The organism is Isoptericola sp. NPDC057191 (assembly GCF_042670225.1).
GTDB lineage: Bacteria > Actinomycetota > Actinomycetes > Actinomycetales > Cellulomonadaceae > Isoptericola.
On sequence record NZ_JBHUWC010000010.1, the window covers coordinates 21,471 to 33,902 of the forward strand.

The 12,432-nt window shown below is 69.9% G+C and carries 16 protein-coding genes and 1 tRNA gene; 8 read left to right on the plus strand and 9 right to left on the minus strand.

What is annotated here, in order from left to right; translation table 11 throughout:
- Nucleotides 1-55: 55 nt before the first annotated feature.
- Together ACFT55_RS03380 and ACFT55_RS03385 are read left to right on the plus strand one after the other, a co-directional pair.
- Nucleotides 56-466 carry a hypothetical protein gene (locus ACFT55_RS03380; protein ID WP_380241469.1) on the plus strand — a complete coding sequence of 137 codons (411 nt, stop codon included), beginning with the start codon at nt 56-58 and terminating at the stop codon, nt 464-466.
- Between the two features lie 236 nt (nt 467-702).
- Entirely contained in the window at nt 703-1,338 is a 636-nt protein-coding gene (locus ACFT55_RS03385) for a hypothetical protein (RefSeq protein WP_380241471.1), read from the plus strand.
- A gap of 374 nt (nt 1,339-1,712) precedes the next feature.
- Here ACFT55_RS03385 and ACFT55_RS03390 read toward each other — a convergent pair whose 3' ends face one another.
- Together ACFT55_RS03390 and ACFT55_RS03395 are read right to left on the minus strand one after the other, a co-directional pair.
- Nucleotides 1,713-2,156: a DUF4304 domain-containing protein gene (locus ACFT55_RS03390; protein ID WP_380241473.1), complete on the minus strand. Its 444-nt coding sequence runs from the start codon at nt 2,154-2,156 to the stop codon at nt 1,713-1,715.
- Between the two features lie 82 nt (nt 2,157-2,238).
- Nucleotides 2,239-2,589: a hypothetical protein gene (locus tag ACFT55_RS03395; protein ID WP_380241475.1), complete on the minus strand. Its 351-nt coding sequence runs from the start codon at nt 2,587-2,589 to the stop codon at nt 2,239-2,241.
- Nucleotides 2,590-2,994: 405 nt separating this feature from the next.
- Here ACFT55_RS03395 and ACFT55_RS03400 point away from each other — a divergent pair, with 405 nt between their 5' ends.
- The 5 genes from ACFT55_RS03400 (at nt 2,995) to ACFT55_RS03420 (ending at nt 7,526) form a co-directional block, all read left to right on the plus strand.
- The gene (locus tag ACFT55_RS03400) at nt 2,995-3,450 is read left to right on the plus strand and encodes a hypothetical protein (RefSeq protein WP_380241477.1); all 456 of its coding nucleotides are present in this window, start codon (nt 2,995-2,997) and stop codon (nt 3,448-3,450) included.
- 88 nt (nt 3,451-3,538) lie between these two features.
- Nucleotides 3,539-3,676: a hypothetical protein gene (locus ACFT55_RS03405; RefSeq protein ID WP_380241479.1), complete on the plus strand. Its 138-nt coding sequence runs from the start codon at nt 3,539-3,541 to the stop codon at nt 3,674-3,676.
- A 1,184-nt stretch (nt 3,677-4,860) separates the two neighbouring features.
- Nucleotides 4,861-5,400 (plus strand): hypothetical protein, encoded by a 540-nt coding sequence (locus ACFT55_RS03410; protein WP_380241481.1) that lies wholly within the window; start codon nt 4,861-4,863, stop codon nt 5,398-5,400.
- A gap of 262 nt (nt 5,401-5,662) precedes the next feature.
- Nucleotides 5,663-6,217 (plus strand): STM3941 family protein, encoded by a 555-nt coding sequence (locus ACFT55_RS03415; protein ID WP_380241483.1) that lies wholly within the window; start codon nt 5,663-5,665, stop codon nt 6,215-6,217.
- A 577-nt stretch (nt 6,218-6,794) separates the two neighbouring features.
- Nucleotides 6,795-7,526, plus strand: coding sequence for a DUF2625 family protein (locus tag ACFT55_RS03420; RefSeq protein WP_380241486.1), 732 nt, complete (start codon nt 6,795-6,797; stop codon nt 7,524-7,526).
- A 64-nt stretch (nt 7,527-7,590) separates the two neighbouring features.
- Here ACFT55_RS03420 and ACFT55_RS03425 read toward each other — a convergent pair.
- The 6 genes from ACFT55_RS03425 to ACFT55_RS03450 all read right to left on the minus strand — a co-directional run bounded on the left by ACFT55_RS03425 (nt 7,591) and on the right by ACFT55_RS03450 (nt 10,824).
- A tRNA-Ser gene (locus tag ACFT55_RS03425) sits at nt 7,591-7,680 on the minus strand.
- Between the two features lie 59 nt (nt 7,681-7,739).
- Nucleotides 7,740-8,183, minus strand: coding sequence for a DUF6098 family protein (locus tag ACFT55_RS03430; protein ID WP_380241488.1), 444 nt, complete (start codon nt 8,181-8,183; stop codon nt 7,740-7,742).
- A 24-nt stretch (nt 8,184-8,207) separates the two neighbouring features.
- The gene (locus tag ACFT55_RS03435; protein WP_380241490.1) at nt 8,208-9,071 is read right to left on the minus strand and encodes an SDR family oxidoreductase; all 864 of its coding nucleotides are present in this window, start codon (nt 9,069-9,071) and stop codon (nt 8,208-8,210) included.
- Nucleotides 9,072-9,152: 81 nt separating this feature from the next.
- Nucleotides 9,153-9,860, minus strand: coding sequence for a PAS and ANTAR domain-containing protein (locus ACFT55_RS03440; protein ID WP_380241492.1), 708 nt, complete (start codon nt 9,858-9,860; stop codon nt 9,153-9,155).
- Nucleotides 9,861-10,030: 170 nt separating this feature from the next.
- The gene (locus ACFT55_RS03445; protein ID WP_380241495.1) at nt 10,031-10,204 is read right to left on the minus strand and encodes a hypothetical protein; all 174 of its coding nucleotides are present in this window, start codon (nt 10,202-10,204) and stop codon (nt 10,031-10,033) included.
- An 11-nt stretch (nt 10,205-10,215) separates the two neighbouring features.
- Nucleotides 10,216-10,824, minus strand: a complete 609-nt coding sequence (locus tag ACFT55_RS03450) for a flavodoxin family protein (protein ID WP_380241497.1) — start codon at nt 10,822-10,824, stop codon at nt 10,216-10,218.
- A 185-nt stretch (nt 10,825-11,009) separates the two neighbouring features.
- Here ACFT55_RS03450 and ACFT55_RS03455 point away from each other — a divergent pair, with 185 nt between their 5' ends.
- Nucleotides 11,010-11,588: a DUF2231 domain-containing protein gene (locus tag ACFT55_RS03455; protein WP_380241499.1), complete on the plus strand. Its 579-nt coding sequence runs from the start codon at nt 11,010-11,012 to the stop codon at nt 11,586-11,588.
- A gap of 27 nt (nt 11,589-11,615) precedes the next feature.
- On the opposite strand, the gene ACFT55_RS03460 is transcribed toward ACFT55_RS03455, so the two are convergent.
- Nucleotides 11,616-12,284: a PAS and ANTAR domain-containing protein gene (locus tag ACFT55_RS03460; protein ID WP_380241501.1), complete on the minus strand. Its 669-nt coding sequence runs from the start codon at nt 12,282-12,284 to the stop codon at nt 11,616-11,618.
- Nucleotides 12,285-12,432: the final 148 nt, after the last annotated feature.

The window sequence follows — 12,432 nt, forward strand, 5'->3', positions numbered from 1 at the left end:
CCGAGGCCCGATCACGTCGGGCCTTCCCACCTGCCAGCAGAAGGGCGATGCGGACATGGATCTGGTGCTGGGTGGGGTGCGGGTCCGGGCCGACATCTCGGCGGGACCTGAACCGCGCTCCCTCGCCGTCGACATCGCCTGTTTCAAGGACGAGATGTTCGTGGCCGGGGAGGAAGGGCCGACATCGATCGACCTTCCAGCACCGGTGGTGGAGTCGATGTCGGTCGCAGACTTCCCGGCCTACGGCTTCGCCTACGCGTGGGGGCTCTATGCCTCAACCGTCGAGCGGCTCACTGCGTCGCCCCGCTGCACGGTCGGAGCACGTGGGGTCGTGCTCGCGGACGGCGTCGAGTGCCAGGTGTTCGTGGCGCTGGTGCTCGGAGAGGATCTGGCCGAGCGGCGTGCCGCGTCTCTCCGGCTCTGGGAGGCGGGCGCCGTCGTCCAGGAACTCCCGCTGCGCACGTGACGGGAGCCCGATCGCACCCGCAGTGCGAGGGCTCCTCTCGGCCCCGGCCCGGCTCGAACGGGCAGCCACCCTCACCAAGCTGCGGGCAGGACGCGCCAGTACCGGCTTTGGACGCGCCTTGGGCGGAGTGGGTTGAGCGTAGCGGGGCGACGGTCGGCGGACGAGACTTTTCGACGGCCTGCGACGCCACGCCCGCATGACACAGAACAGCCTCTCGGTGCCGCTACTCTCGGCTCGTGAGCGACGATGTGGTCGAGTTCAAGTTCCGGATGCGGCGCCGGAACGTCAGGATCACTGCCGGCGCCATCGCGTTGCTCATCGTCCTCGTCGCGTGGTGGGTCGTCTCCGGGACTGCGTCCGTCGTGACAGGCTCCACCACGTCGGCCGGCGCGGGCCATGGCGACCAGTGCCTCTGGGGCGACGACCACTTCTGGGCGGTGTACGCGAAGGACGAGGCGCCCGTCGCCGTGCAGACGGTGCGGAACGAGTCTCGGTGGCCGGTCGAGGTGATCAGCACCCGTCCGGACGCGTACCGCTTCGAGCCGTCGGCTCTCGCCTTGGACGAATCGATCCCCGACCCGAAGGCGGGCCCACCTCCGGAGAGCGAGACATCGGACCGCGTCACGATCCCGGCCGGCCGGGAGGCGGTCATGTGGATCATCAACCCGTTCCGGGCGGAGGGCTCGACCGAGGCCGACCCACCTATCGGTGACGGGGCACGAGTGGGCGTCAGCGATGCGCCGCTGCGTGTCCGATCCCTCGGCCTCGTACACAACGCCGTCGTCCCGTTCTACGCCACCCTTTGGAAGAGCGGACTTCCCAGCGACTCGCCGGAGTTCCAGGCCCGGCTCGCAGAGCTCTGCGAGACCTGACCTGCCCGCGTCGCAAAAACACCGATCAGTGGGCTGAGACCGAGAAACTCATCATCTCCCGGTTGCTACGGCCCTCGTATCCCTCGACGCGGTACTTTTCCCGGATGAAGAGGCCGATGGTGCCCGTGGTGGTCCCCGTCCTGCTGATGAGCCTTTCAGCGTGTGCCGGCAGCCCGTCGGACGCGGAGGACGAGGCCTGCAACTCCATCGATGCGTGACAGCGCGGATTCGGATCGGGCGGCCGTCGTCGAGGACTTCCTCGCGCAGTGCAGCGACCTGGGTTGGGAACCCGCCGAGGGGTAGCAAGGAAGCATGCGCCCCCGTCCAGTAGGACCTGCAAGCGACGGAGGGCACGCCGGAAGACAAGGGCGGCGTCAGCCCCTTGCCGCCACCTCGCGCTTCAAGGTGGGGACTCCTTGGTCGGCAATCATCGCCAGGAGGTGCTCGATCGTGGCGACCTCATCCGTGCCGTCCGCGGACAGATGCCACCTGTAGTCACCTACACCGGCGACGATGCTCAGTCGCTCCCAGAAGCGGACCTGGAGCATTGCGCCTAAGTTCGGCTTGGGCTTCGCTCCGGCCCAGGGGTGCGTTTCGACGGCGCTCGCCCAAGCCACCCTGCTCACGACGCTGAGATTGACAGTGAACTCCACCGCGTCGCGGTTGCTCCACGAGAACCGCTGGAGGCCAAGCTGTGCCCAGCATGTGTCGCTCGGAAGCGTGTAGCTCTGCCCGGAGCCGCGCAGCCCCATCACGCGCAATTGGGGTGCGAGCCGATCCCGGACAGCGACGCGGAAGCGCTCCTGAGCGGTGATCACGCGGGGATCCTACAGAGGATCGCACCAACAGCGTGGTAGAGCGGCGGCGGTACCAAGGTTGCGGGTCGGCACTGAGGACGGTCTAGAAGAGCCCGAACCCCTCAAGGAGTACCGCGAAGACCAGCCCTCCGGTCGCAATGGCAGCGACGCGAACGGAGCGCATGCGGCGACGGACCAGCATGACTGCTTCAGTCACGACGATGCCGACGACGAGTGCCGCGGTGAACGCTCGGGTGATCACGGGGAACGCGGTGGGTGCTTCGGCGATGTTGCTGACATGCCAGGACCACAACTCTAGGAAGAGCCCAGTGATGGCCGTCTGGATGAACAGCAGGAAGCACACAGCGACGACCTGCAGGGTGCCCTTGGTGGATCGCGAGTCAGTCGGTGCCGCAACGTGCCGATAGGGGTCTTCCAGATCGTTCAGCTCCACTCGGCTCGCCTCTCAGGGTGCTCGTGGTGGTTCGTCGGACGGACCCGACTTCACTGAGCAAATTCTGACGGGCGCGAACAGCTCTCCGCGCCGTCACGGACACCAGACGACAAGTTCACCCACACACCCGACCATGGGGTGCCGCGTCACCTGCCTGCGCGTCGCGCTTCAGCACCTCGGTCAAGGGATGCGACCTCCGGTGGCGATGGCGGCTTGAGAACGCCGCGTTGGCCTGCTCTGCCTACCCGGACCCTCATGACATCTGCCCCGGGCCCAGGGGCGCTGCCCGTTGGAACGCCTCGCACCTTCGGGCACTGACTCGGCGAGCAATCGGAGGCAAACCGGCGGCTTCCCGGCACCGTTCGTGCGAGCATTCGGTTCCACTGCGAGGAATGGGGATCGGTCATGGACGTGAAGCAGGAGCGGTGGGCCACCGTGGGAACGGGTGCGGTCATCGTCGCAGTGATGGCCGCAACGTGGTTGATGTGCGAGAACGTCCTTGCCTGGCGCGACACCTTTCGCCTTGAGGACCTCACCTACGCCCGCAACCAGATTGACGACTTCGAGGCGTACCGGTCGGGTGGCGTATTCGAGTCGGGGATGGCGTGGGGCGCCCTGGTCGTAGCCCTGATCGCCATGGTGCTTGCGGCTGTCGCGGGTGTATGCGCCGGCCGATGGCGTCCAACGTTCGCAGCCGTCGGCGCCGCATGCCTCATGGCCTGCGTGGCCGCGGGGACGTTGCTGCCGCTTGGTCCGTTGGTCCTACTGATCGGCGCACTTCCCGCCACGGTCGCCGTTCGCAGTTTGTCGCGGTCGTCGAGCGAGCAGAGCGGCGCCGAGGCCGGGATACGTGGCCTGTAGCTGCTTCGGAGTCCGGACCCCGCCGAGGACAGGTGAACTTGCAGCCTGCGGTCGTGTCGGTCACCTCCTTCCTCCAACCGCGGCGCACTTGTCCGGACGACGACGCCCCAACTGGCTGCCGATGCTCCCGGACGACGCCGCGATCATGACCGCGGCCATGATCGTCACCCTGTTCGCAACGGCCGTGGCGACCGCCGGAGCGACGAGCCAGAACCGCATCTACTAGTGACGCCACCCTGGCGCGTGAGTGACTGAACGACGGTCGGCGTCGCGGGGAGACCGCCGGGACCACCGCAGGAACGGGTGCACATCGAGGCGTCGCATCGATTGCGGAGCACAAGAGTCGTCGGAGTTCCGGGTCCAGGGTGGCCGCAGGCCATCGCGCAGCAACACCGCTGGCGCCCTTAACCCGGCCCGGAGTCGGCCGGATGCTCGGCGGTCGGTCCGGGGACCGGACGATGAGGGATGGACGCACCTTGCACCGCCCTCTAGCATCGCGCCATGCACACCTCCACGAAGGGAAATGCCGCGTAGGCGCCCATCACAGCTGCGCATCGAAGCGCTAGCGAGAACACATCAAGATGCCGACCATCTGAGGCCCCGCCTCGGCGGAGGGCGGCTGTCAGGCACAGCCCGCAGCGCAGTCCTGCGCTACGAACGGTTGTCCGGGCACTGGCGCGGTGATCAACTTGCGGCGCTGGATGCCTGGCTCAGTGCCACTCAAGTTGCTGTCGATCCTGACCCGAACTCCACCGATCTGCCGTGCTGTCCCAGGACGACCTACAGCCCCGACCCCGAGACACGCGAGGGAATCGAGCGACTCCTTCGCTGGGCCCCTCAGAAGGCGGGCCACGAGCTGCGCAAGCTCGTGCGTGCGGCCGACGCCAGGATGGTCGGAACAGTCGACGGGTTCTGGTGGCGGGGCCCGCAGTACGAGCCATAGACCAACGGAATTACAGGATGAGGCGGCCTCTGGAAAGACCCGGGGCAGCCTTCGCCTTGCGTAGGCGGCCTGGTGGGGTGCGCGGAACGAGCGAAGCGTGGGGCCCTGACCGGTCGACTCGCGAGCGCGGCGGAGCCGCGCCCTGAACCAGGGGGAAGGTTCTCACACAACTACCTGCAGGGGTCGAGGTCGTTCAGCAGCGCGAGCACATAGCAACTGCTCCCGGCGATTGACGCTCGACGCCGGGCCCGCAATGATCCCCAGGCAGTGCACGCCACCGGAGACACGCAAGTTCCTCTTTCGAACTGCACACGCGGTGTCCTGGACCCGGAACAAAGGTTGACAGAAGACATGGAGCAAGCTCGTCCCGAACCGAGGTCGGCGAACCTCGGTGCCGCCGGAGGCGTGGAGCTCGCCGACAGAGACGTGTCTATCGGGTGTCACCTGGCCTCCGGGTGGGCTCAGCTGTGCTCGCGCCGCTGTGGATACTCATGCTCCTCGCCCTCACCACGCTCCCCCGTCACCCCGATGACACGCTCGGCAGCACTCTGTTCGGGTACGCCCTCGTCGGGGGCGGCGGTGTCTTCGCCCTCCTGATCGGTCGCGGATGGATCCGTGTCTCTGATGAGGGGATCAGCGCCCGCAACATCTTGACGTCGACGTGGGTCCCGTGGAACGAGGTCGAGGCGCTCGAGGCGCTCGAGGCGCTCGAGGCGCTCGAGGCGCTCGAGGCCGGATCGAAGGTCGGCATCGTCAAGCGCGACGGTCAGACGTGGTGGTGCTGGGCGGTCCAGCGAGCGAACATCTCCGGAATGCTCAATCGGCGCTCCCGGGTCGACCGTGTCGTCAGTGAAATCGAGCTCCGTCATGCCAAGGCCACCTCGGTCGCGGTCCCCGAACCTGGCGACGACATCTCCCGCAGGTCGCTGGTACGACCTGCGTGGTGGGAATGGATCGTCATCGCCGGGTACGTGGCCACGGCCATCGCGGGGCTCGCCGGCGCTTAGGGTGCGGGCCACGCGCGGGCGCGGTTCGACGCGGGCGGGTGCTAGGCGGACGCGACGCGCTGTGACCGCACGCGACGTACGGCGAGCAACCACGGCGGAACCACGGACGCGACCCTCGCAAGTAGCGCCAGGCCGCGTCCTTCCTGTGAGGTACGCCGGCCGCCGCGCATGCCGCGCCTTGAAGTCAGTAAGGAGACTTCTCGCTACGCGGCGTCGAACCCTGCCCAAGCGGGATTCACAGACGGGCTCGATTGGACCAGCCGTGCCGCTAGAATGCGCCCGTGCCCGACTCCGTCTTTTCCCCCTCGACAGCCGTCGAACGACGGCGGTTGTTGCGGGATGCCTGGCATTCGTCGCGATCGGTGTTCTGATATTCAGACTTGCGCTCGACGGCGAAATTTCTCCGGTGGGCCTAGCCGTTGGGCCGCTCGCCGTGATCTTCTTTGGCGGTGGCTTTGTGGCGCTACTTGCTGTCCTCGCGCGTCGAGGTCCCGCAGGACTGCGTGTCGACGCATCGGGGTTCGATGACGCCAGCGGTCCTGCGGCTGCAGGGCGTGTTCGCTGGTCTGAAGTGACGGGGTGGTCGGTTCGAGAGGTCAGCGGGCAGCGATTTCTGTGTGTCTCGGTCTGGAACCCAGAGGCGGTCATCGATCGCCGACGCTTCATGCGGCACCTCGCTCGGGCCAATCAGCGTATGGTCGGGACCCCTGTAACCATCGCCGTGAACAGCCTGAAGGGTGGCGAGCAAGCCATCCTTGCGGCGTTCGAACGTTACCGCGGACTCTCTGACAGCGAGCCCGAAGACAGCACGGCCTGAGGGCCCTTGCGTGGCGTCTCATCTCGCTGGGGAAGCCTCAAGCACCTCGCGACACAGATCCGTCAAGAAGGTCCCGCTTCAAGACACGGGGCGTCGAATCTGCGGGGATCGACTGACAAGAAGCAAGTTCGAACGGGACTCGAATCTGGCGCAAAACTAAACCGCACCGACCTTCCAGGAGTCGTCCCTGCGCTCGATGAGTGTCTGGCGCTGCGGGAGGCGGACCTCGACCTCGACGCCGAGGTGCCGACACTCACCAGTGCCACACCGCGCTCTCCGAGCCAGGTCCACGACGCCCAAGCCGCCATCGGCACCAGGGTCATGCCGTACGACTTCCGCCGTATCGTCGCCACCCAGGTCGCCACTCGACCACCATCGCCAACGCGACCGCGCTGCTCGGCCACGCGGACGAGGGCACCACCATGCGGCACTCCGGTGAAGCGCACCCAGATGGCGCCGGATCTGCAGGTCGTCACCGACCAGCTGCTCACTCAGGCGACAGCGGCAAGGTTGAGGCCCTCCGCCCGCGCCAATTCAATCGGGGCGAGGCGCGGTGAATAGGCTCGATACTGGCGCCATGACTCACATGAGTGCTGCTCAGCTCGCCGACGTCGAAGACCCTGCGTGGCCGAGACTCCTGGAACGGATCAATGCTGTGCCCGGCGCGACACCTCTGCCCATCTCGCCCGCCCAGGGGCTGCGCACGCTGGAGTCTCTGCAGGTCACGGCTCGTTCAACTCTCGGCGCCCTCGCTCTCAACTGCGCTGCGCTCATTGCCGACCACGGGTGGTTCCGTCTCCTGGGCGGCGGTGGAGACGGCCTGCCGGACCTGGCTAGCAGCAACCGACTGAGCTCCGACACGCACCCGCAGTCACCCCCGTTCCTGCTCATCGGGTGGGACGCGCTGGGCGGCCGATTCGCCATCGACGGGGGCGGTCTGGGTGTGGCGCCCGGCGAGGTTTGCTACTTCGGTCCCGACACTCTGCAGTGGGACGGACTCGGGGGCGGACACTCTGCGTTCGTCGAAGCCGTGCTCAGCGGAGCGATGGGCGAGACGTTCGCCGACCTTCGTTGGAGCACGTGGCAGAGCGACGTCGAGACCATGTCACTCGACCAGGGGTTCAGCACCTGGCCGCCGCCGTTCAGCGAAGAGGGCCGCGATCTGGACCACGTCTCACGCCGGCCAGTGCCCCTCTCGGAACTCTTCTACTTCTACGACGAAGCCGCGGCACGTCTCGGACTCTCCGGCGAGTCACCCGAGCCTCAGCTCGCACCACCCTCGAAGCGGTCGGCCGGCAAGACGGAGTGACAACGGAGCACGGGAAACGACGAAGGGCCCCACGTCCGCAATGCTGCGGGTGGGGCCCTTCGGGTGGCGGTAGCGGTGGGATTTGAACCCACGGTGGACTTTCACCCACACACGCTTTCGAGGCGTGCTCCTTAGGCCGCTCGGACACGCTACCTCGCCGGTCGGACCGGCCCACCGAGGATACCCAATGGAGCGGCAGACCTGAAATCGGGCTCAGGTGCCGTCGTTGCCGGGGTCGAAGACGCGCTCGTAGACCGCGGCCGCCTCGTCCACGACGGCGGGGTCCATCGACGCGACGGGGGCGAACGCGCCCAGCAGGGGTTCGCAGTCCGGCCCGCGGCCTGCCAGCTCGCCGGTCAGCACCCACGGGAACCGGTCGGGCGTCATGAGGTGGGCGTACTGGCACAGCTGCCGCGCCACCCAGTGCTCGGCCGGGCGGTCCCACCACGGCTCAGGATCCAGCGGGTTCACGCTGAGACCCGGGAGCACGCACCCGCTCTCGTGGTCGCGGCTCTCGGCGGCCGCGTCCGCGACGGGGCCTGCGCTAAACCGCACGTAGAGCGGCCCGACGACACCGAGCAGCCCGACGACGTCCCCCAACGTGCGCAGTCGGGGGACGTCGTCGAGCGTGGCCGGCGCGCCCGGCAGGTGCAGCATGTCGCCCCTCCGGTCCCGAAGGTGTCAGAACACCGGCTTGCCGCCCGTGACGCCGAGCACCGTGCCGGAGACGTAGCTCGCGTCCCGCGGGGACGCGAGGAAGACGAACGCGCCCGCGAGCTCGGCCGGCTGCCCGGCCCGCCCCAGCGGGGTGTCCTTCCCGAACTTCTCGATCTTCTCCTCCGGCTGGGTCGCCGGCTGCAGCGGGGTCCAGATCGGGCCCGGCGCGACGGCGTTCACGCGGATGCCGCGCGGGCCGAGCTCGGCCGCCAGGTTCACCGTGAGGTTGTTGATGGCGGCCTTCGTCGACGCGTAGTCGAGCAGCGACGTCGACGGCTGGAACGCCTGGATGGACGAGTTGTTGATGATGCTCGAACCCTCGCCGAGGTGCTTCAGCGCGGACTGCGTGATCCACATAAGCGCATACAGGTTCGTCTTGAGGACCCGGTCGAGCTCGTCGGTCGTGACGTCCTCGATCGACTCACGGCGCGCCATCTGGAACCCGGCGTTGTTCACCAGGACGTCGAGCCCACCCAGCTCCTGCGCGGCACGCTCCGGGAGCGCCCGGGCCGTCGCCTCGTCGGTGATGTCGCCCGGCAGCAGCGCCGCTTTCCGACCCGCCTCGCGCACCCAGCGCGCCGTCTCCTGCGCGTCGTCCTCCTCCTCGGGCAGGTACCCGATGGCGACGTCGGCGCCCTCGCGCGCGAACGCGATCGCCACGGCCCGGCCGATGCCGGAGTCGCCGCCCGTCACCAGGGCGCGCAGCCCGTCGAGCCGCCCCGACCCGCGGTAGCTCTCCTCGCCGTGGTCGGGCGTGGGCGTCATCTCACCGGTCAGCCCGGGCGGCTCCTGCTGCTGGGCGGGGAACGACTTCTGGTCGTCGGTCATGCGGACCTCCTCCGTCGTGCGGTGTACGTCTGGCACGACCCCAGAGCACGGGGTCAGGTCAGGTCGGTCAGGTCGATCGGGTCAGGCGGCACGACGGCGCGCGAGCTGCGCCTCGTGCACGTGCGGACGCTTCGCGGGCTTCACCGCGGCCAGCGCCTCCTGCACGGCCTCGCGGGCGTCGGGGCCGAAGCCGTCGCCGGCCGAGAGGTGCGCCATCATCTGCGTGGCGGCCTCGCGGAGCGTCGCGCCGGACGCGCCCGCAGCCTCCGTCAGCATGCTCTCCGCCGCGGCGTCGTCCACGCCGTGCAGGGCCATGAGCACGCCCTTGGCCCGCTCGATGGCGGCGGCGGAGACGAAGGCGCTGTCGAGCGCGCGGCGCACGTCCCGCTGCACGGCCTCGCGCTGCACGGGCGTGACGTCGACGACGTAGCCGGCCACCTCGGGCGGGCCGTCGTCGCGGGAACGGCGCGCCTGGGCGGTGACGAGCAGGGTGCGCGTGCGGCCGTGGGCGTCGACGACGCGGCGCGCCGTCACGACGGGACCGCCGGTCGCCAGGGCGCGGGCGGCGCCGTGCACGGCACGGTCGCGGTCGTCCGGGTGCAGCCTCGCCTCGAGGGCCTCCGGGCCCGGCTCGACAGCGCCGGGCTGCTGGCCGAGCATCACGTCCACCTCGTCGGACCACCACCAGCGGCCCGTCGCCTCGGCCCGGTAGGACCCGGTGAGCAGGTGGGTGCCGACGGCGAGCGCCGAGGTGAGGTGATCGGTGTCGGCGGGAGTCGTGGTCGTCATCGTGACCTCCGAGTAAGGAGGGGGCGGAGCCGCTTCCTGACGCCGGACCTTCACGCTAGCGCGCCCGGCGACGAGGGGCCACCTGGGTCGCCGGGCACGTCGACGCGCGCCCGGGAGGAGGTCTCCCGGGCACGCGTCGGCGACGTCTGCGCGGCCTGTCACCCGGCCTGTCACCCGGCGTCGAAGCGGTCCTCGCCCTCCTCGTCGGGGTCGTCCTTCGGCGCCTCGCCGGGGACGGTCTCGACGTCGGCGGACTCGCCGTCGTGCACGGCCCGCTCCCGCTCCGCCTGGTGGCGGGGGTCGTCCTCGTCGGCTCGCTCGCGGTCGGTGGGGATCTCGCTCATCGGTGCTCTCCTCAGCTCTCGGGGAACGGGGGTACGGGGTGCGCCCGCAGGGCGGTGGCCGCGGCGTGCAGGTTGTGCGCCATGAGCCGGCCGGTGCGGTGGGACCACTCGTGGCCGTGGTCGGTGTCGGGGTACTCGTCGCCGGGGCCGGGGCCTTGGTTCCAGTACGTCCATGCCTGGCCGGGGATGGTGTACCCGATGTCGGCCAGGCCGCCGCTGATCTCGGAGATGACGTGGTGCGCGCCGTCCTCGTTCCCGGTGACGACGACGCCCGCCACCCGGTTGTACGCCACCGGCGTGCCGTCCTCGGCGGTCTCGGACAGCATCGCGTCCATCCGCTCCAGCATCCGCTGGGCGAGGGACGACGGCCGGCCCACCCACGTCGGGGTGACGACCACGAGGATCTCGGCGTCGAGCAGCCGGTCGTGCACCATCGGCCACCGGTCGCCGCCGCCGAGGTCGGTCACGACCCCGGGCGGGACGTCGAGGTCGGCGAGCCGGACGTGTCCGACGTCGACCCCGCGCTCCTCCAACGCGCTGGCGACCACCTGGGCGAGCAGCTCGGTGTTGGACTTCTCGGGCGACTTCTTGAGGGTGCAGCTGACGAACAGTGCTCTCATCGATCTCTCCGCGTCGGCGGTGCGGCCCGATGCTGGACCGACCGCTGCCAACCTAACGCGCGTCGACGCTCCTCACCCGGGCGGGCGAAGGGCGGCGGCGTGCCCCGGCGAGCAGGCCGCGACGGCCCTACGGTCGAGGGTGCGGCGTCGAGACGTGGCGCCCGACGACGCCCTGAGGAGGCACGATGCCCGCCCAGCCCGCACCCTCGTCCCCTGACCTGCCGCTGCCGCACGTCGCCGCGCGGCTGGAGCAGGAGGAGCGCCTCGACCGTCTAGCCGGCCTGTACGAGCGGATCTCGAGCACCGTCGTCCCGTCGTCGGGCCCCGTGCGTGACGAGCTGCGCGGCCGGTCCGTCGGGCACCCCGTGCACAGCGTCCTCACCGACCTGCCGATCGGCCTGTGGGCCAGCGCCGTCGCGCTCGACCTCACGCGCCCGGACGGCCACGCCGACTCCGCCCGCCGCCTCGTCGGCCTGGGCCTGCTCGCCGCGCCGCCGACCGCCCTCACCGGGCTCGCCGACTTCCGGGCGCTCAGCCCCCGCGGCCGCCGGGTGGCCGCCGTGCACGCCACCTGCAACGGCGTGGGGACGCTGCTGGCGCTCGCGTCGTGGCGCGCCCGCCGCAGCGGGCGGCACGGGCTCGGCACGCTCCTCAGCCTGGTCGGCATGGGGGCGGTGGGCGCGGGCGGCTATCTCGGCGGTCACCTCGCGCAGGCGATGCGCGAGCCCCGGCAGGTCCCGGGCCAGGACGAGGCGACCGACTAGCCGCGCCCTGACCGGGACCGGCCGCGCCTAGCTCAGCCCGTCCGACGTGCCGGAGCGGAGCGTGAGCAGGTCTGCCAGCGCGCCGGCGACCAGCCGCATGTCGCCGTTGCTGCGCGCGGCGAGCTCGACGACTCGCGCGGACACCTCGCGCAGCGGCACGTTGGCGTGGTTCGACGCCTGGCGGAGCCAGCCGAACGCGCCCTCGATGTCGGTCCGGACGGCGCACATGACGATCGCCTTCGCCTGCTCGATCGTGGCCCGGTTGGCGGCGGACGCCCGGATGCTGGCCGTCGCCCGCGCGTCGGCGATGCGTGCCACCGCGGGCGTGACGTCGGTGAAGAACCCGACGAGCTCGGTCACCGCGCCCGCGTCGTCCGTGCGCCCCTCGCCCACCACCGCGAGCGTCCGCTCGTCGCCGTGGGCGTCCATGATGCGGTGCACGCTGCTGAAGGGCTCCCCCGTCACGCACGCCTGGTGCAGCACCTGGCTGACGCGGTCCCGGTCGTCGGGGTGCTTGTGCGCGAGGATCAGCTCGGTGGTCGGGACGACGTCGCCCGGCTCGAAGCCGTGGATGCGATACGTCTCGTCCGACCACCACCACCGGCCGGTGGCGAGGTCGTGCCTGTAGCGACCCACAGGGTGGCTCGCGCCGAGGGCGAGCGTGCCCTCGATATCCCCAACTGTCGTGTCGGTCATGTGGTTCCTCTCTTCGTGACGCACGTCATCCAAACCGTTCGCCCCCTGGAGATGAGCCGCCTCATGACTCCCCTCGACCGTAGCCCTCTTCGGTCCGAGGGGACAGTTGCCCGCTGTCCTTCCAGGTCACGCGCCCGCCCGCCTCGCC

Coding starts and splice junctions, on each gene's coding strand:
- ACFT55_RS03435 (WP_380241490.1), bottom strand. CDS start 9,071: ATGACCGACGACCAGAAGTCGTTCCCCGCCCAGCAGCAGGAGCCGCCC.
- ACFT55_RS03420 (WP_380241486.1), top strand. CDS start 6,795: ATGACTCACATGAGTGCTGCTCAGCTCGCCGACGTCGAAGACCCTGCG.
- ACFT55_RS03445 (WP_380241495.1), bottom strand. CDS start 10,204: ATGAGCGAGATCCCCACCGACCGCGAGCGAGCCGACGAGGACGACCCC.
- ACFT55_RS03440 (WP_380241492.1), bottom strand. CDS start 9,860: ATGACGACCACGACTCCCGCCGACACCGATCACCTCACCTCGGCGCTC.
- ACFT55_RS03460 (WP_380241501.1), bottom strand. CDS start 12,284: ATGACCGACACGACAGTTGGGGATATCGAGGGCACGCTCGCCCTCGGC.
- ACFT55_RS03380 (WP_380241469.1), top strand. CDS start 56: ATGGATCTGGTGCTGGGTGGGGTGCGGGTCCGGGCCGACATCTCGGCG.
- ACFT55_RS03400 (WP_380241477.1), top strand. CDS start 2,995: ATGGACGTGAAGCAGGAGCGGTGGGCCACCGTGGGAACGGGTGCGGTC.
- ACFT55_RS03430 (WP_380241488.1), bottom strand. CDS start 8,183: ATGCTGCACCTGCCGGGCGCGCCGGCCACGCTCGACGACGTCCCCCGA.
- ACFT55_RS03455 (WP_380241499.1), top strand. CDS start 11,010: ATGCCCGCCCAGCCCGCACCCTCGTCCCCTGACCTGCCGCTGCCGCAC.
- ACFT55_RS03450 (WP_380241497.1), bottom strand. CDS start 10,824: ATGAGAGCACTGTTCGTCAGCTGCACCCTCAAGAAGTCGCCCGAGAAG.